The organism is Bacillus pretiosus, assembly GCF_051294775.1.
Classification (GTDB): Bacteria; Bacillota; Bacilli; order Bacillales; family Bacillaceae_G; genus Bacillus_A; species Bacillus_A wiedmannii.
On the sequence record NZ_JBPPHF010000001.1, the window covers coordinates 919,567 to 938,366 of the forward strand.

General features: G+C 32.1%; 17 protein-coding genes and 2 pseudogenes. 14 read left to right on the plus strand and 5 right to left on the minus strand.

Going from position 1 to position 18,800, the window contains the following annotated elements:
- Positions 1-506 precede the first annotated feature (506 nt).
- Both exsF and ACSG5Z_RS04665 read right to left on the minus strand, forming a co-directional pair.
- Entirely contained in the window at positions 507-1,010 is a 504-nt protein-coding gene (exsF, locus tag ACSG5Z_RS04660) for an exosporium protein ExsF (protein ID WP_088609915.1), read from the minus strand.
- A 1,587-nt stretch (positions 1,011-2,597) separates the two neighbouring features.
- Complete coding sequence (locus ACSG5Z_RS04665) at positions 2,598-2,774, minus strand: hypothetical protein (protein WP_262751708.1); 177 nt, start codon at positions 2,772-2,774, stop codon at positions 2,598-2,600.
- A 263-nt stretch (positions 2,775-3,037) separates the two neighbouring features.
- On the opposite strand from ACSG5Z_RS04665, the pseudogene ACSG5Z_RS04670 reads away from it, so the two are divergent.
- The 4 genes and pseudogenes from ACSG5Z_RS04670 to ACSG5Z_RS04685 all read left to right on the plus strand — a co-directional run.
- Positions 3,038-3,121: pseudogene (locus ACSG5Z_RS04670) on the plus strand (ABC transporter ATP-binding protein); the annotation flags it as partial.
- A gap of 98 nt (positions 3,122-3,219) precedes the next feature.
- Positions 3,220-3,930 carry a class I SAM-dependent methyltransferase gene (locus ACSG5Z_RS04675; protein ID WP_137015542.1) on the plus strand — a complete coding sequence of 237 codons (711 nt, stop codon included), beginning with the start codon at positions 3,220-3,222 and terminating at the stop codon, positions 3,928-3,930.
- 120 nt (positions 3,931-4,050) lie between these two features.
- On the plus strand, positions 4,051-4,458 hold the full coding sequence (locus ACSG5Z_RS04680; RefSeq protein ID WP_088609911.1) for a VOC family protein: 408 nt from the start codon (positions 4,051-4,053) through the stop codon (positions 4,456-4,458).
- Positions 4,459-4,759: 301 nt separating this feature from the next.
- Positions 4,760-5,542, plus strand: coding sequence for a class I SAM-dependent methyltransferase (locus tag ACSG5Z_RS04685; protein WP_327970826.1), 783 nt, complete (start codon positions 4,760-4,762; stop codon positions 5,540-5,542).
- A 176-nt stretch (positions 5,543-5,718) separates the two neighbouring features.
- Here ACSG5Z_RS04685 and ACSG5Z_RS04690 read toward each other — a convergent pair whose 3' ends face one another.
- Positions 5,719-7,404 carry an alpha-keto acid decarboxylase family protein gene (locus tag ACSG5Z_RS04690; RefSeq protein WP_087986177.1) on the minus strand — a complete coding sequence of 562 codons (1,686 nt, stop codon included), beginning with the start codon at positions 7,402-7,404 and terminating at the stop codon, positions 5,719-5,721.
- Between the two features lie 107 nt (positions 7,405-7,511).
- Here ACSG5Z_RS04690 and ACSG5Z_RS04695 point away from each other — a divergent pair, with 107 nt between their 5' ends.
- From ACSG5Z_RS04695 to spoIISB, 5 genes are all read left to right on the plus strand, one after another.
- Entirely contained in the window at positions 7,512-7,994 is a 483-nt protein-coding gene (locus ACSG5Z_RS04695) for a MarR family winged helix-turn-helix transcriptional regulator (protein ID WP_435710783.1), read from the plus strand.
- Positions 7,995-8,161: 167 nt separating this feature from the next.
- Positions 8,162-8,899: a 2,3-diphosphoglycerate-dependent phosphoglycerate mutase gene (gene gpmA, locus ACSG5Z_RS04700; protein WP_087986175.1), complete on the plus strand. Its 738-nt coding sequence runs from the start codon at positions 8,162-8,164 to the stop codon at positions 8,897-8,899.
- Positions 8,900-9,087: 188 nt separating this feature from the next.
- The gene (locus tag ACSG5Z_RS04705; RefSeq protein WP_435711256.1) at positions 9,088-9,825 is read left to right on the plus strand and encodes a type II toxin-antitoxin system SpoIISA family toxin; all 738 of its coding nucleotides are present in this window, start codon (positions 9,088-9,090) and stop codon (positions 9,823-9,825) included.
- A 112-nt stretch (positions 9,826-9,937) separates the two neighbouring features.
- The gene (locus ACSG5Z_RS04710) at positions 9,938-10,063 is read left to right on the plus strand and encodes a hypothetical protein (RefSeq protein ID WP_000588712.1); all 126 of its coding nucleotides are present in this window, start codon (positions 9,938-9,940) and stop codon (positions 10,061-10,063) included.
- A 75-nt stretch (positions 10,064-10,138) separates the two neighbouring features.
- Entirely contained in the window at positions 10,139-10,315 is a 177-nt protein-coding gene (spoIISB, locus tag ACSG5Z_RS04715) for a stage II sporulation protein SB (protein WP_046959435.1), read from the plus strand.
- Between the two features lie 18 nt (positions 10,316-10,333).
- Here the strand turns inward: spoIISB and ACSG5Z_RS04720 are convergent.
- A pseudogene (locus tag ACSG5Z_RS04720) lies at positions 10,334-10,698 on the minus strand (YxeA family protein).
- A gap of 216 nt (positions 10,699-10,914) precedes the next feature.
- Between ACSG5Z_RS04720 and pepD the strand changes: the two are divergent.
- Positions 10,915-12,384, plus strand: a complete 1,470-nt coding sequence (gene pepD / locus ACSG5Z_RS04725) for a beta-Ala-His dipeptidase (RefSeq protein WP_435710785.1) — start codon at positions 10,915-10,917, stop codon at positions 12,382-12,384.
- 585 nt (positions 12,385-12,969) lie between these two features.
- On the opposite strand, the gene ACSG5Z_RS04730 is transcribed toward pepD, so the two are convergent.
- Positions 12,970-13,440, minus strand: a complete 471-nt coding sequence (locus ACSG5Z_RS04730; protein ID WP_098146841.1) for a DUF5065 family protein — start codon at positions 13,438-13,440, stop codon at positions 12,970-12,972.
- A gap of 453 nt (positions 13,441-13,893) precedes the next feature.
- Between ACSG5Z_RS04730 and ACSG5Z_RS04735 the strand changes: the two genes are divergently transcribed.
- From ACSG5Z_RS04735 to ACSG5Z_RS04750, 4 genes are all read left to right on the plus strand, one after another.
- A complete protein-coding gene (locus ACSG5Z_RS04735; protein ID WP_435710787.1) occupies positions 13,894-14,553 on the plus strand; it encodes a CatB-related O-acetyltransferase in 660 nt (219 codons plus the stop codon).
- A gap of 316 nt (positions 14,554-14,869) precedes the next feature.
- Positions 14,870-16,183, plus strand: a complete 1,314-nt coding sequence (locus ACSG5Z_RS04740; protein WP_435710788.1) for a D-alanyl-D-alanine carboxypeptidase family protein — start codon at positions 14,870-14,872, stop codon at positions 16,181-16,183.
- Positions 16,184-16,686: 503 nt separating this feature from the next.
- On the plus strand, positions 16,687-17,835 hold the full coding sequence (locus tag ACSG5Z_RS04745) for an acyltransferase family protein (RefSeq protein WP_327970830.1): 1,149 nt from the start codon (positions 16,687-16,689) through the stop codon (positions 17,833-17,835).
- A 356-nt stretch (positions 17,836-18,191) separates the two neighbouring features.
- The gene (locus ACSG5Z_RS04750) at positions 18,192-18,782 is read left to right on the plus strand and encodes an SGNH/GDSL hydrolase family protein (protein WP_435710790.1); all 591 of its coding nucleotides are present in this window, start codon (positions 18,192-18,194) and stop codon (positions 18,780-18,782) included.
- Positions 18,783-18,800 lie beyond the last annotated feature (18 nt).

An 18,800-nucleotide genomic window follows, 5' to 3' on the forward strand; every position in this document is an offset into this window, starting at 1 on the left:
AAACAGCTTGTTGGTATTATTATCGATTTCATAAAAAATATACAGAGAAAGCAGATAAGTGAAGAACCTACCTGCTTCTGCTGTAACAAAAGAAAGAAGTATTAGCCGTGGACACGGCGGCTTGAAAATAGTATGTATTTTTATTTCAAAAATATTCAAGGGGTGAAGAAACATGGGATGTTTAATAAAAGGGGTTTGTGAAATTAATCAGCTAATTAGTAAAACAAAAGAGAAAAACAATGAGCAAATATAACAATAAAAGGATAAATGTTCAAAAGAGCGATGAGTATAAAGTAAAACAAAATAGTTATATTAAAGCTTTATTTTCATGAAAAATAAAGCACACATATAAGTGTGCTCTTATGAACGCTTTAGATTAGTATGACTAGATAGTCACCATACAATAAAATATGCTTGTTTGATATAAATGTGTGTTAAATCTATAACATATATTTTGGGGTGTATAAGGAATATTAAATGTTAATTTGCCAAGCATATTGTTTTTATTAACGAATTTGTGCAACTGTTAAAGCGGCAGAACGAATATCTACTGTACCAATTACTTCAACCGGTACAATTTGAATTAAATCACCAGGGTTTAAGTTTATTAGAATGACACCGCTGGATACATCTACTTGACCAGTGCCAATGATATTAGAACGGACTGCGGTTCCAGATCCTGCAATAATATTAGTTGATGAGTTTAGTGTCAAGAAAAAGCGCGCTGCTTCCGGGGCTACTGGAACGTTATCGAGGCTGATTGTTAATGTATAACTGATTTGATAAATACCAGCTACTTGAATTCTAATTCCAGTTCCAGTACTAATTGTATCATTTATTACAGGGACAGTAATATTAGGGTTTGGGCCCGTACTAGGTAATAGTAATGGCGTGAATAGTGTTGCAAATTGAGGTGAAGTAGCATTGAAAGCAAAACCGAGAGCTGGTAGCGTACTAGGGGCTTGTGCTCCACAATTAAAGTTTGTGTGCTTACGACAAGATGAACGCATATTTTCACTCCTTTCTTTCATTTAGATCGCATGAGTAATAATCTCACGATTTGGACAAGCGTAATACAATATATGAAAATTTATAGTGAATAGTGCAGAGTTGTACTGTTATGGATAAAACTAACTGTCTGTTGTACAAAAGGAAACACTATGCTTACAGAAATAGTTTGTAACCTAAATTTGAAAAATAGTATGAACAGGGTTAAAAATGTTATTCAGAAATAAAAGGAAAAAAATAAAAAAGAGCACGCATATAAGCATGCTCTTTAACAAGAAAGGTAGATTTCTATGAGGGACGCCTCCATACAATAATGTATGCTTGTCCGGTTAAAAGTTGAAAAAAATTTATCAAAAAGTTATTTAGTAATAGATAAAAAGAGCGCCTTGTGAGATAGACGCTCATTGACTAGGACTTATATAGTAAAAAAGGTTCACATCATATTGTATGTATATGTTTAAAGGTTGTGCATTGTTGAAACAAAATCTTTATTTGGTTTTTAAACATAAAAGGAGTGTTCTCGATTAGTAAAGTAGAATCGAATTTTTATAACTGAATTATAGTACTCAAGTTAATTGCTTTGTTATGAATCCTATAATAACTAGAAGAACAAAAGGATTGCTTAAAATTGCAAAAATACCAAATGAAATGTAGTTCCGAATGTTTTTGGGAATGATTATTGCCAAGACGATTGTGATAAAAAGGTGAAGATATATTAGATAATCTATAAACGCTAAATAAATTAAAGCAAGTAGAGGTAATAAAATTGAAATAATGTAAAAATACAGTTCCATTTGGCACCCTTCCGAGAAAAAATTAATTATAGTTTACCATCGTTCGTGATGAATTTAAATGGCGAAAGATTAAACAAAAATGCTATTTTGTGCATGCGAAAAAAGGAGTGCTTTATTAGGGCACTCCCATTCACTAATAAATACCCAGTCTCATTAAAATATATGTGAATTTTAACTAATAATGATTATAAAAATTTTATTTTGTTATAAATAAAAAGGCGGTTGTTTCCGCAACCACCTTTTTAATAAATCAGAGCAACTTTTTCAGAAATAAAATATGCAATAGCCTGAAAACATTTACAACAATCCCATTTTTATAATTCGAGTGACGAGCTCAATTTATAAGAAAAGACTGATTAAATTATATAAAATGTTGTTTGAAAATGTCACAAATAAAAGAGCACCTTCGAACGGTGCTCTTTCTCGGAGTGAATTGTGTCAAAAACTTTCTAAAACAGAATTGAAAAGTAGATTACTCAAGCTTTGAGTCATGAGTAATAGTCCTCAAATATAAGAATGATTTTCTATGTATAGTATGAATCACCATGTATATAGGTGATAAAAAGTAAAAAAGAAGCTAGCAAAAGCTAACTGCTCGCCTCTCGACCAAGAGAGCAAGAGTGGGAAGAATTTAAAACTACCTTTTAAATTCTTCTATAGTATCTGAAAGTATTTAGAATTTTATTCGTGTAAAACATAAAAAGGCAGCTAACAAAAGCTAGCCGCTAAGCCCTAGGGTATGAAAGGAATAAGAAACTGTATTTGTTAACCTAATGTTTAGTTTTATTCAGGTGATTACGTTACATGTTTGATGATATAGTCTTTTATTAGTAAAAAAGCTGCAAGGAGAAACATTACGTCAATCGAGAACCAAAACATATCTTTTTGAGGTTTTTTAAACTCTGATATTATGGAAAATATTAAAAATAAGGCAACAGCTATTACAATACAGAGTTTAATTATATCAGACATTTATAGCACTCCTAACATTTAATATTTTTTATTATTTAGTTATTTCCATGTTGAGGGATTTTAAAAGTGTTTTATGAAAATTCAAACAAAATGATCCTTTTATAAGAAATCGAGGTTAGGAGAATAGAGGATAACATAAAGCTTTTAGGTGATGATGGGATGTGAGGGATGGAGTTTAAAGAAAGTAAGGTCAATGTTTATATCGATGAAGGATATGTGATGGAATTGCTTTCGACAAGAGAACAGGTTAAAGAAGTGATTGACTACAATTAGGTAAGTTTAGGAACGATGATTTAAAAGCGCGAGAAGAGAAGTTGTTAAAATGGTTAGCTATACTTGGATTTTAAAGGTAAAAACTCCTACTAAATGTAGGGGTTTTTCTTTGTATGAAAGTTCTAAAAGATATATAATAATTTTCTGATTATTTAAAAATGGAGGAGTACAAATGAAAAATGAAACGTTGCACACGCAAGAAGATATTATTAAAATGCTTGATTCATTATTAAGACCAGCAGAGCCATTTTGGAATGAATTTTATGAGAATAGGGAAAAGGATGTTCCGTTTTTTGAAAATGTTCCAGATGAGAATCTAGTTTCGTATATAGAAACAGGATGGGTTTCCAAAGGGAAAGTGTTGGAACTTGGATGTGGTCCAGGAAGAAATGCAATTTATTTAGCGAATGAAGGATTTGAAGTAACAGCAGTGGATTTATCGATAGAGGGCATTAATTGGGCGAAAGAGAGAGCGTTAGCAAAAGGAATAGAAATCGATTTTATTTGTGATTCGATTTTTAATTTAGATTGTCAAAATGATTTTGATTTTGTGTACGATTCAGGCTGTTTACATCATATTCCACCACATAGAAGGATACATTATGTGGATTTAATTAAAAAATCATTGAAACCGTGTGGTTATTTTGGATTAACATGTTTTGCAGCAGGCGATTTAGATGAGCGAAATGGATCAGAAATAACGGATTGGGACGTATATAGAGGGTGGAGTTTACAAGGTGGACTTGCATATTCTGAAGAAAAATTAAGAGAGATATTTAAAGAATTTGAAGTGATTGAAATTAGAAAGATGAAGCAAATTGACCAACCAAATACTATGTTTGGAGAATCATTTCTTTGGACAGCATTATTTAAGAAGAAATAAACAGGGATTTAATTGACAAACTCATCTTTTTTATAGACAATACATTTATAAGAATGTACGTTCGGTTCTGGCTGGCCGATGTATGTTTTACATAAATACATAACAAGGGGCGGTCTCTATATGAATAAAACAAATCAAAAAATCACTACGTTTTTAATGTTCGAAGGTAAAGCTGAGGAAGCAATGAACTTTTACACATCGCTATTCGATCAATCAGAAATTGTAAGTATCTCTCGTTACGATGAAAATGGACCTGGTAAAGAGGGTTCTGTAATTCATGCAACTTTTACGTTAAATGGTCAAGAATTCATGTGCATTGATAGTTATGTAAAGCATGGTTTTACATTTACACCATCTATGTCTCTTTATGTAAATTGTGAGACAGAAGAAGAAATTGAAGCGGTCTTTCATAAGTTAGCGCAGGATGGATCTGTACTAATGCCTTTAGGTTCTTATCCATTTAGTAAAAAATTTGGCTGGTTAAATGATAAATATGGTGTGTCTTGGCAGTTAACGCTTGCGGAATAAAAAATGTAATTTATTTGTTTAATGGGTTTAGTTCAGAGGGTGAAAATTTAAATAATATATAAAAAGGTGTTCCAACCGTCAACAGGTTTGGAATGCCTTTTTATATGTAATTGATTTGCTTAAATGAATTTATATTTTTTCTATTTAGAATATTTTATTTTTCTTACTACTTTTTATCTGTTAATATAAATATAGAAAAATATGTATTAATTATTGGTTAGGTTAATAGAAAAAGGAAAGCATAAATAGTAAATGATCTTACACTTAAAATGTAACAAGATAGCTAGGGGGAATAGTTATAATGGATACAACTCAACAAAACAGTAATGCATGGGATAAAAAGGTTGAAGAAGGTTCTAGATATACGCAACCTGTAAGTAGCGAGGTTATTGAAAGAAGTAAATCAGGCGAATGGGAAATCACAGTCACCACAGAAAAATCAGTTCCTAGAGATTGGTTTCCAAAGTCATTAGAGGGATTAAAGATACTGTGCTTAGCATCAGGTGGAGGGCAACAAGCACCGGTTCTAGCTGCTGCTGGGGCGGATGTAACAGTTACTGATATATCAAGAAAGCAGTTGGAACAAGATAAAAAGGTGGCAGAACGGGATGGGTTAACTTTAAAAACAGTTCAAGGAGATATGTCAGACCTTAGTGATTTTGAAGATGAATATTTTGATATTGTCGTAAATCCCGTTTCTAATTTGTTTGTAAAAGATGTTCATCTTGTATGGAATGAGGTATCAAGGGTACTAAAGAATAGAGGTATTCTTATTTCAGGATTTACAAATCCGTTACTATGGATTTTTGATGACAATCAAGAGCAAAAGGGTATACTTGATGTTAAACATTCAATACCATCATCAACACTAGATTATTTACCAGAGAATGAAGTTCAAGAGTATGTGAATTCTAATCAAACAATAGAATATGCACATACTCTTGAAGACCAAATTCAAGGTCAAGTTGAAGCTGGTTTAGTTATTACTGGTTTTTTTGAGGATGATTTTGGTGGAACTAGAATATTAGATAAGTATATTAAAACTTTTATTGCTACAAGAGCTGTAAAGTTAAAGCTAGATTGAAAGTTTTTGCTTGTTATACTGGGGTTAGTTGAAGAATGGTCTTAAAAATAGTGAAAGTTCAATATATATCAAAAAGGATGGCACTTGCCATCCTTTTCCTTGTGTATTTTGAGTATATAAACAAGTTTCATATCTCTTAGTTGAAGTTGTCATTATTTATAGTTACTCTTTTCTTTTTAAGAATTTTGCTTGCCGAATCTTTCACCGAGTTTAGCTAACAATTCAGGCTGATCCCCTTGACTCATTACAACTTCAATAAAGATAAGTTGATTCTTATTTAAAATTATATTAGTTAAGACTTCTGCTAACTCTGTTTCATTTTCCACTTTACATGTTAGGCTTTTTTCTTCTAATCCGAATGTGTTTGCTAATTTCGTGTAATCCCACATTTGTATGTCATTATACGGTTGATTTTCGCCGTGAATTGCACGTTCAACAGTGTATCCATTGTTATTAATTAAAAATATAATCGGTTTTAAATTTTGACGAAGTATAGTCGATAACTCTTGAACAGTTAATTGGAAAGAACCATCACCAATAATTAAAATATTACGTCGCGATAAATCAGCGAGCTGTGTACCGAGTAGAGCAGGTAATGTATAACCAATTGATCCCCATAATGGTTGTGCTACATATGTAGTGTTATTTGGTAAAGGGATAGCAGCACTACCGAAGAAAGGTGTTCCTTGCTCAGCAATTAAAACATCGTTTTCTTGTAAGAAATGGTATATTTGTTGCCAAAAACGTTTTTGTGTAACCATTTGAGCTTTTGGATTGAACTCTTCTGTCATAGATAGTAATTCTGAAATAAAGGGCTTAATTTCAAGTGTTTCCTCGTTGCGATGTTCGATTAAATCACTTAACTGTTGTAAAACATCTTTCATTACAACGGGTCCATATTTTTTATCTATAATTTTCACAGTGTAGGGATGGATTTCTATAACTTGCTCTTTCATAAAGCCTTGTGTAAAGCCACCAGTAATAGTATCAGTTAATTTCACGCCAATACTAATAATACAGTCAGATTCATCAATTCTTTTTCGTAAGTATGGAGAACTAACATCACCAGTATAAATTCCTATAAATTGAGGGTGTTGTTCAGGGAATATTCCTTTTCCCATACTTAATGTTGCGATAGGAAACCCAGTTTTTTCTACGAATTGATGCAAATATTCTTCCGCATGAAAACGAGCCACTTCAAAATCAGCTAAAATGACTGGTTTTTTGGCACTGTTTATTTTTGAAGTCGCATGTAGAAGCATTTTATCCAACGCATCTTTATTACTTAGAACTGGTTTATGTAAAATTGGTTCTGTAGGTTTATTAATTGGTTTATTATACACATCAATCGGTAATTGAATATGAACAGGGCGTTTCTCACTCCAACATGCACGTAACACACGATCGATTTCTTCAGCGGCATGCTCAGGTGTTAATTTTGATTGTGCCACCGTGATTTCTCTATACATATTGGAAAAATGATCGAACTTTCCATCACCTAACGTATGATGAACGAGTGCTCCATTTTCCATTACTGTTGTTGGTGGTGTCCCCGTGATTTTTATAACAGGTACGTTTTCTGCGTATGACCCAGCAACACCGTTAAGGGCGCTTAATTCTCCAACGCCAAAGGTGGTAATAAGAGCTGCAATTCCTTTTATACGAGCATATCCATCAGCAGTATATGCCGCATTTAATTCATTACAATTACCAATCCACTTTAGCTTTTCATGTGCTAGTACGTCATCTAAAAAAGCCAAATTATAATCACCAGGAACACCAAATATATGCTCAATTCCTAATTCGCTTAGTCGATCTAATAAATATGTACTTACAGTATATTGCGATTTCAAATGAATCATCTCCTAATTGTGCAATGTATATTTCAATAAATTAAAGAAGTTCTGATGTGTTCGTTAAAATATTCAATACTAGATTGTGTTATAATTTACATACAGGGGGAAAGTAGATGACACAACATAAAGAAGAACAGATGAATGAAGCATTAGCATTATTTTACTTTGCATATAAAACATTTACTGAAAAGCCAGATGAAATTATAAAAGAGTATGGCATACAACGAGTACATCACCGAATTTTATTTTTTATCGCACGATTTCCAGGGATAAGTGTAAATGAGTTATTATCACTGTTAGAAATAAGTAAACAAGCTCTTCACGGACCACTACGACAACTTGTGGAAAAAGGCTTAATTGAGAGTAATGAAGCTACACATGATCGCCGTGTGAAACAGTTATCTTTAACAGAAATAGGTGTAGAGTTAGAGAAAAAATTGAGCGATGTTCAAAGACAACAGATGAGTGATATTTTTTCAAAATTTGGTGAATCGTGTGAAGAAAATTGGCATCAAGTTATGAATGAAATGGCAAATAGTCGATCAGGTTTTGATGCTTGGATATCAAAACGAGCAGTTGTAATCGATCAGAAATAATAAGAAATATATCTGTTTTTATAGTTTGAAAAAGAACAAATTTTATCCATACATTTGGCAACTATGGATTGGTCATAGAGTGAATGGATAAAAAGATACATTACTAGATACTTTATACGTGTACGCAATGGAACAATAAAATTCACATTTCCGAGAGGGGAATTATTATGATAAAACTTGTACTTATTCGTCACGGACAAAGTTTATGGAATCTTGAAAATCGCTTTACAGGATGGACAGATGTAGATTTATCAGAGAATGGATTAAGTGAAGCGAGAGAAGCAGGAGCGATATTAAAGAAAAATGGATATACTTTTGATGTCGCGTGTACGTCTGTATTAAAACGAGCAATCCGGACGTTATGGATTGTACTTCATGAGATGGATCTTGCTTGGGTGCCAGTACATAAATCTTGGAAGCTAAATGAAAGACATTACGGTGCATTGCAAGGGTTGAATAAAGATGAAACTGCGAAAAAGTATGGTGAGGAGCAAGTTCATATTTGGAGAAGAAGTATTGATGTAAGACCACCTGCTCTTACTGAGGATGATCCTAGATATGAAATGAATGATCCAAAATATAAAGCACTTAAAAAAGGTGAGTTTCCATTGACTGAATGTTTAGTGGATACGGAGAAAAGAGTACTTGATTATTGGCATTCAGAAATCGCGCCATCATTAAAAAGTGGTGAAAAGGTAATTATTTCATCACACGGTAATACGATTCGTTCGCTAGTGAAATACTTAGATAACCTTTCAAGCGATGGTGTTGTTTCATTAAATATTCCAACGAGCATTCCACTCGTTTATGAATTAGACGATGATTTACGTCCGATTCGTCATTATTACTTAAGTATGGACGGAGAAGTACCAAAAGGGGAAATTCCGAAACATATTTCTTTTTAACATGAAAATTTGAAACGCATGCTTGTCTACATATACAATGTAGATTCATGATAAAAGACGTGGTACCTTCTAATGTATATGCGATATTGCTAAATTTAGAAGCTTGTCCACGTCTTTTGTCATAAAGAGGGCTGCTTGTGCATGTAATGATATCGTGAGTAGTTTTTGAATGGAGGGTGATGTCATTGGTGATCTCTAACATTCGAATCGGCTTATTTATTTTAGCAATCGTTTTTCTCGTTCTTGTGTTCTTTTACTGGAGAAACGAAGAGTTGTACGAGGAGAAAAAGCAACGTATTAGAAAGACTTGGTATGGGTTGTTTATAATATCAGTCACCGTGTATTTCATGATAAAAGGAATTGATTTAACCCTCTGGAAAAACCTTTTAATGTTCACTGCAATGGTTATTTTCGTTGATATCGCATTTATTTTAACACCTAATATTTCCGAAATATGGGGAGCGAAATTTAGCGATATTGGCAAGACTGTTCAATCGATAAAACGGTCTTTAATTGCTTCTAAAGCAAGAGGGGAAATATATACAACAATTATTCAAAATGTCAATCCAGCAATGTTCGGTACAATGGAATGGCATACGGAAGAAGAGTATACAAAAAGCTTAAACGCATTTTTAGATTCGTATGGGGAAAAGATTGGTGCGAAAATTGTTGTATTTGAAGCGGCAAAGGAATTAAATACTAACTTTCGCGGTATCCGTTCTCAATTTAGTATTATCGTTCCGTTTGAATACATTGAGCAGTTGAATGGGCAGAAAGCGGTACAAGTAGAAAATGTCGGCATTATACCAGCAAAAACTGTGAGTGATGTTTTCATTGTTATTGATGGGAAGAAAAATAATCTGCAAGATCGAGATTTTGAAAATGTATATAATTTAACAATACATCATAGTTATTTTAGTAAATAAGGACAGGATTTTCTTCTGTCCTTTTCACTTATACATAAAGGTAAAGCGAATTTAGACAAACTTGTATAAAATCGGACAATCATTCCTACACTAGCACGTAGAGGTGATTGTAGTGATAAAAGATTATGACAATGATTTTTTTAAAGAAGATAATGAAGATACAACAGATTTCTCGTTAATAAAAGGAGATACATTACAGCAAGTAGAAGAGTTAGAAGAAGAATTAAAAAGAAAATGATACGTGTACACGCTGTCTACATTTGCGATATAATATAAATAGAAGATTGTATCTTTTTGAAAAGGGGGAGAAGAGATGGCTGAAATAAATGTACAAAAGTCTTCATTTTTTAAAGAAAAAAAAGAAGAACCAAATACAGATTTCTCTCTTGTGAAAGGTGCATTAACAGAAAATATAAATCGTTTAGAGAAATTGATGAATAATAGCGGTTCAAAATATATACGAGTGAAAAAAACAAAAGAAAATGCATAGTGCATTTTCTTTTGTTTTTTATTTAGCATTTAACTTTTCTTTTACTTTTGCAGGTAAATCAGCTTCCTGAACCTCTTCATATGACTTCACTTCAATTGATGATATTTCATTTTTACTCTTATCATCTTGATCTACATAAAGACATAAAAATGCATTTTCATTTAATTTATGTTCGTTTGATGCTTTCTTACTCCGTCTTCGTCATAAGCAGGCAGTGTGTAGTTTCTTAAGTTTTTACCTTCAACTTTTTCGATAGTTCCTTCGCCTTGTATCTGTACGTAATATACATCTTTACCAATTCGATTTAATGATGCTCTTTCACATCCAATAGTAAAACTAGAAAATAATAAACATAGTGTAATAATCGCTAAAAACCTTTTCATTTTCTTTATCTCCTTCAATTTGTTTCTTTACACAGTATACGGCTATTATAAAATGAGAAAAATCGATTTAGATTACAACACCCTTACAATGTTGTAAGGGTGTTGTCCATAAAATGAACAGTATTTTAAAAAGTTAAAAGAAAGGTAAAATAATGAATCATGGTATAATGATAAAAGACTTACATATTATTTTGTCATTTTGAGAGGAGCTTAAAAATGTATTCTACTTTAGAACAATTAACAAAGCATCCTGTATTTTATCATTTTGCAGAAATTTCAAAGATTCCTAGAGGATCGGGTAATGAAAAGGAAATTAGTGATTATTTAGTGGGCTTTGCAAAAGAGCGTAATTTAGAAGTGATTCAAGATGAAGCAATGAATGTCATTATTAAAAAAGAAGCAACTGCTGGCTATGAAAATGTACCAGCTATTATCATTCAAGGTCATATGGATATGGTGTGTGAAAAAAATCAAGCAACCGTACATGATTTTGAAAAAGATCCAATTGAATTACGAATCATTGGGGACATGTTATATGCAAATCAAACGACTTTAGGTGCTGATAATGGTATTGCAGTTGCGTATGCAATGGCTTTATTAGATTCAAAAGATATTCCGCATCCAGTACTTGAAGTAGTTATTACTACTGAAGAAGAAACAACAATGGGTGGAGCTTTCGCTGTTGATGCAAATCACTTTGATGGTAAGATTTTTATAAATATTGATTCTGAAGAAGATCATAAGTTACTTGTAAGTAGCGCAGGTGGTGCGAAAGCTGTTGAAACAATTCCAGTAATATGGGATGAAGCGCCAGCTAATACGGATGCATACCGTCTATATGTTGGTGGTCTAAAAGGCGGACATTCTGGTATGGAAATTGATAAACAGCGTGGTAATGCAAACAAAGTATTAGGACGAGTATTACGTGATTTATCAGCAAATATTCAATTTGGTATAAGTGAAGTTCACGGCGGATTAAAAACAAATGCAATTCCGCGTGAAAGTGTAGCTACAATTGTATTACGTACAGAAGATGTAGAGAAAGTAGAAGAGAAACTAGAATCTTGGACTACAGTATTACAAGAAGAAATGCGTGCTGTTGATCCAGATGTTCATGTTACAATTACAAAATTGGATGAAAAAGTAGAAAAAGTATTTGCTAAAGAGACACAAAAGCAACTTATTTCATCATTATTCTTAATTCCAAACGGCATTCAAAGTATGAGCATGGATATTAAAGGTCTTGTAGAAAGTTCAACAAATTTAGGCGTTATTGAAACGTTGCAAAATGAAATTAAATTACGTAACGAAGTGAGAAGTTCTGTAAGTAGTTTAAAACAACATGTTGCAGATGAGATTAAATGTATTGCCGAATTAATTGGTGCAACATTTGAAATAGAGTCAGAGTATCCAGAATGGCCATACAATCCGAATTCACAAATTCGTAATTTATTTGAAAAAGTACATCAAGAAAAATACAATAAAGATGTTGAAATCTTTGCTGTACATGCAGGAATCGAATGTAGTGTATTCGTTCAAAAGATGCCTGAATTAGATGCAATTTCATTCGGTCCAGATATATTTAATGTTCACACTCCAGATGAACATATTAGTATTTCTTCTGTTGTGAATAACTGGGGCTTCTTCGTTGATGTAATGAAGGGTACGAAGGAATTGGCTAAATAATAGTAATGAAATGAAAAGTAGCCTATAAAACTTTATAGGCTACTTTTTGTATAGCGTTTTATTAGAAATTCATTTTTACGTTAGTATTTAATTCTTGCTTTTATTTCTCGAGGAGATTGTACCAAAGGCTGCTCCAGTTATTGCTCCGATTAAAGTCATAAAAATTGCACCCCATGCTGCAAATGACATCTTTACACCTCCAAATAATCAATTATTGTTTCTTAGACTTTTGAATAGAAATGCTAATTGCAACAACTATTAAGAAAATAAGAGGAGACCAAGAATAGAAAGACATGTAATATTCTCCTTCCAATACTAATTTTAAATATTTTTATAAACAAATTATCGTATGTTTAAAGAGTGAACAAATAAAATATGCACTATTGCATATTCTATTTGTAGAACTTAAAGAACTCGAAATAGTTATTGAATAAAAATGCTAATTTATAAAGAGAGTAAGCATTTTTTTAACCTTAAAAAGGGCAAATAATTAAAAAGCTCCTCTATCTAATATAAGGTAGAGGAGCTTTTAAAATGGTTTTTGTCCAATAAAAATAGTATCAAATATTTTTTGATGAGATTTAATTATTTTGAGATTTTAAAGCTGCCTCCATAATAATAATTTTCTCCAAGTTTCATAACAGCTACATATGTTCCAGGATTATAAGCCTTAGTAATAGGTGTTACAAATCTACCATAATTATGTTTCAAACCCGAGTCATAAATGGTTTTATATCTATGCAAGTTTATTTCATCATTTTCATTTCCACTCAATTGATATATTTTTACAATACCAGTATCTTTACCACCAGTAAATATAGTAACATCGAATGTATCTCCATGTTTTAAGTCACCAACTGCTAACTCTTCTATAAAATCTGCATTATGATGTAATAAAAAATAGCTTTGCCACCGCCAATTATCTGAATATCGTGATTCTTTTTGTGTAAGTTGCGATTCAGCAGACACAGGTGGGAGTGTAGCAATTGTATTCGAAAATAAAAATCCTCCAACAGTTAATGCTCCAATAATTGTTGATTGCCTTAAAAGTTTCATGTTCTAAACCTCCTATTTACTTAAGGATTCAGAAATCGTTTTTGTGAAAAACTAGCTGTGAAATCTAATGGATGATAATATCTTCTATAAGCATATTAACATTTATTGATTTATCAGACAAATTAAAATGTAATAGGACTATATCGAGGAAGTTACGGCTAATGCAGGAAAGAAGTTAGATGTATAGTTAAGAAATCTTTATCATATGTAATTGGGATTTGTTATTTGAAAACTCGATTGTTTTAATGTTAAATTTCAATTCACACTCTAAGTTTCAGTACATAATTTTACAATTTGACTTATGTAATTTATCACGTTATGATTTTTTTATTATAAAAGAAAGGCTTGAATATAATGATTCGTCGTTTGAGAAAGCTAAAAAATGTAGCAGTCGTATTAAGCTTCTAAGTGAATTACAAAGATCTACAATACTTAGAAGCGAGGAATAAAGTTATGAAGCATCCATTATATAATCATTGGTCAGAAACGAAGTATTTAAAAGATATAGTAACAAATCCACTCATTGAGGTAGGAGAGTACTCCTATTATTCAGGTTATTACGGTCATCAAAATTTTGAAGATGGCTGTGTAAGGTATTTGTGGGGGGATGCTAAGTCCCAAGCACTGTTCAATCCAATTGAACAGATGGGATGGCATCTTGATAAACTCATTATTGGGAATTATGTTTGTATTGCAAGTGGAGTAGTCATTTTAATGGGTGGTAATCATAATCATCACTCCGAATGGATTACAGTATATCCATTCGCTGAGCAAATTGAACATTCATATGAACCGAAGGGCGATACAGTCATTAAAAGTGATGCTTGGATTGGAATGAATGCAATAATAATGCCTGGCGTTACTATTGGTGAAGGAGCAATTGTTGCTGCAGGATCTGTCGTAAGTAAAGATGTTCCGCCGTATACAATAGTTGGTGGAAATCCTGCTAAGGAAATAAAGAAACGATTCACTGATATAGAGATAAATATATTAATGGAAATGCGTTGGTTTGATTGGGATAGGAAATTGATTGAGAAGGCAATCCCGCTGTTATCTAGTCCATCCATCGAACCATTATTTGCTTTTTATAAAAATCAAGTGAAAAATAAATAAATCAGTTAGAAAAACTACATCCAGTATAGGATGTAGTTTTTTATTTTTTGTAAATGTGGAACAAATGTATTACTTATATTGTCTATTAAGTGTAATCCTAAAAAATATGAAAGTACGAATCATTTTGAAAAATACAAAGGTATTAAAAAGAGGGATATGTGTGGGAATACTATGTGTCAGTGTGTCTAAAAGGGTTTCTATATGAAAGTGGTCCTAATGTCTTATATGTATATAGAATTTGATAACGCTGTCTATTTTTTGAAGGGTTATGTTAGAACAACGTTTTTTGAGTACAAAAATATTGGAGGTAACAGAAGTGAAAGATATGTTTTGCAAGGGATTTATTACAATAGTAACAGTGCTTACACTATTTTGTAGCATGGTCGTTACATTTGGAAGAACATCAGCGGAAACAATTCCTGCTATAGACGTTGAAGCAGGATCAGCAATTTTAATAGAAGCAAATTCCGGAAAAATTTTATATGAAAAAAATGCAGATGAATCATTGGCAATTGCTAGTATGACAAAAATGATGAGCGAATACTTAGTTCATGAAGCGGTGGATAAAGGAAAACTTAAATGGGATCAAAAAGTTAAAATCTCTGAATATGCACATAAGATTTCGCAAGATCGTTCATTATCAAATGTTCCATTAGAAAGTGGTGGCTCTTATACGGTAAAAGAGTTATATGAGGCAATGGCAATTTACTCTGCAAATGGTGCAACAATTGCTTTAGTTGAACAGATTGCTGGTAAAGAGATCAATTTTGTAAAAATGATGAACGATAAGTCGAAAGAGTTTGGAATGAAAGATTATAAGTTTGTAAACTCTACAGGCTTAACAAATCAAGATTTAAAAGGATATCACCTAGAAGGGACGACTCTAGACGAGAAAAATAAAATGTCTGCAAGGGATTGTGCAATTTTAGCACAACGTCTTATTCAAGATTTTCCCCAAATATTAAATACTGCAAAAATTCCTAAAAAAACATTCCAAGAGGGTGGTAAATATCCAATTGATATGGCGAACTTTAACTGGATGTTAAAAGGTTTAATTAGGCAATATGAAGGTGTAGATGGTTTGAAAACAGGAACGACTCCAGAAGCGGGAGATTGTTTCACTGGTACAGTAGAAAGAAACGGTATGCGCCTAATTTCTGTAGTGATAAAAGCAAAATCTCATACGGCACGTTTTGATGAAACAAAGAAATTATACGATTATGGATTTGCGAATTTTGAAGTGAAGAATGTCTACGGAAAAGATTCAGTAGTAAAAGGACATGAAACAGTTCGAGTGGCAAATGCAAAAGACAAAGATGTAGTAGTTCAAACGAAGCAAGCTGTTTCACTTCCAATGCCGAAGGGCAACAAAGACATTTATAAAAAAGAATTTAAAGTATTGAATACGGAACAAGAAGCGCCTATTAAAAAAGGTGTAACAATTAGTAAGATGATTATCTCGCCTAAAGATAGTACAGATCCTGGGTTCTTATCAGGTAAATCATTACAAGTAGACCTTGTAACAAAATCTGATATAGAACAAGCGAATTGGTTTACACGTTTTATGCGTAACATAGGATCTTTTTTTAGCGGTATGTGGGATAGTACGGTTGATATAGTAAAAAGCTAATTTTATAGTTTCAAACAAACAGTTTCAAAGTATTATAGATTTTTATGTGGACGGCTTGGAATTAAAGATTGCATTGATTTACAAATTTGGTCCTCCGGAATTTTTGGTATTGCTATTAAGCTAAAATAAATTTGTATCTATATAATCAAAAAGGATGGCGTTTATTATGAATCTTTCGATTTAAAGGATTTTGGTGCAAGGTTAGTTTAATAAAGTTACATGATGAAAAACCACCCATTATTCCATCAAATGACAATAATAAAATAATATCCGGTAAGTATTACTGTAATTAGATTTTATCCCGCATTAACGGGCAGTAAGACCCCCACTGATTAAAGTTTCACTTTATAAAAATTTAATAAAATCTTTTCTTTGTATTAAATATTTTGTTTTAAATTATGTATATAAAGAAATGGAGGTCAAATTAACTTTGTACTGCTTATATTAGGAATTTAAAGAAACAATATGTACAATTCTCCCACTACATTTGCATAGTGGCCTTTATGAAAAGAAAAATCTACAATTTACAAGGAGAACATTTTATGAGTAAGAGAATAAAAGAATTAGATTCCATACGAGGGTTAGCGGCACTTACTGTGGTATTTGGACATTTTTGTTTAATGCTACCATCGTTGCCTAATTCTATTAAATTTTCCCCGCTTAGGTTTTTATGGGCGGGTGGGGAAGCTGTTATCGTTTTTTATGTACTAAGTGGTTTTGTGTTATCTATGGCACTTTATCATTCAAAAACAAATTATTGGGGATATTTAATTAAGAGATTTGTAAGAATCTATATTCCTTATTATTTTTGGATAATCGTTACCTTTGTTTTATTTATTTTATTTTCGCCATATGAAGTGGTAGGACTACGGGATTGGTTCTATGATAGGTGGCAAGGGTCTATAACAAAATTAGATATTATAAACCACTTTGTGCTTCTTAATAACTTTTTTACGGAAAATTATAATCCAGTTATTTGGTCATTGGCTCAAGAAATGCGTATATCTATTGTGTTTCCTTTGTTATTCCTTCTTTTTTATAAACTGAATTGGAAGAAAACGATACTATTTGCTTTGAGCTTTTCTTTAATTAGTGTTTTTCTTAATATGTTGCATATTGGGAAAGCTGAAGGATTTTATAATGGTTATGCCGATACACTGCATTTTACATCTATGTTTATGGTTGGAATGTTACTTTTTAAGCATCAGGAAAAACTTATCTACTCATATAGGAATATGAAAAAATTTAAAAAAGGATTTCTTATTGCCTTAGGAATTATTCTATATTTATATTCCATTTTAATTTATGGTTTTTCCCGTAATGATACTACTTTCTTATTAAAAGATTGGGGTGTCGTAATGGGGGTTAGTATATTTATTATAATGGTTATGAGTAACCTAAAAGTAAAAATACTTTTAAATAAGAGTGTGTTTGTATACTTAGGAGAAATTTCATACAGTATCTATTTGTGTCATTTTCCAATCATGATGGTACTATTTAAACTTTTGTATACAAAGATACCTATCTTTTTCCTTCTTACTTTGTGCATTACAATGACACTACTTTTTTCTATAGTTTCGTATCATTTAATCGAAAAGAAATGTATCAACTGGGCAAAACAAAGAACTTCAAATTTTTTGAAAAAAGTATAATACCTAGAGGGATTATATCCCGCTATTTGCCGGACAGTAAGATCCCTTCACTTCAAAATTCAGCGAGAGCAAAGAAGTTAGGTGGGAAATTAACTGTCCGTAAAAGCCCAATTGGTTCAACTAATAATCAGTGAGGGATGAAGAAAACCTCTACTGATTAAAGTTTAACTTCATTTCTTTAGTAAATATATGAATATGACCGGTTCCTAAGTATACTTAGGAATCGGTCAATTTTGGATTCTAAATGTAAATATAATAAAGTGGAATATAATTGAAATCAAAAACATTTAGAAAGAACAATTACATTGTGAGCTAATGTATAGTATAGATATGAATAATAAAAAGGGGGAATAGATATGTGGAAGCGATTTGTCTCGATTGGTGATAGTTTTACGAAGGGGATAGGGGATGAAGTTGAGGGAATTGCATTAAAAAGCTGGGTAGATCATTTGGTTCAACTGTGTGAAAAAGATATAGAATATGCCAATTTTGCAAAGCGTGGGTTAGTAACTAAAGAAATTCGCTCGCAGCAATTGGAAAAGGCATTAACTTTTAATCCAGATTTGGTTAGTCTCATTGCAGGGGCAAACGATGTTTTAAAAGGACGTTGGAATCATGATGCATATAAGAACGATATGGAATTTATGATAGATACATTAAGTAAAGCAGGGGCGGATATTATTATAGCAAACCTTCCCGATTTTACAGTTAGGCTTCCTTTTGCTTCTGAAAAAAAACAAGTAATAAAAGAACAATTATTAGAGGCAAATGAAGTTATTCATTCACTGAGCAGAGAGTATAAGCTTCATCATGTTGATTTTTGGAATCATCATTTAGTTAATGACAATACGCTTTGGTCTAAGGATTTAATTCATCCAAACTCAAAAGGATATGTAAAAGTTGCTGAATTGATTTTTAGTAGTTTGCCTGTACAGAAGACAAAATAATTGTTTGCAATTTAACAA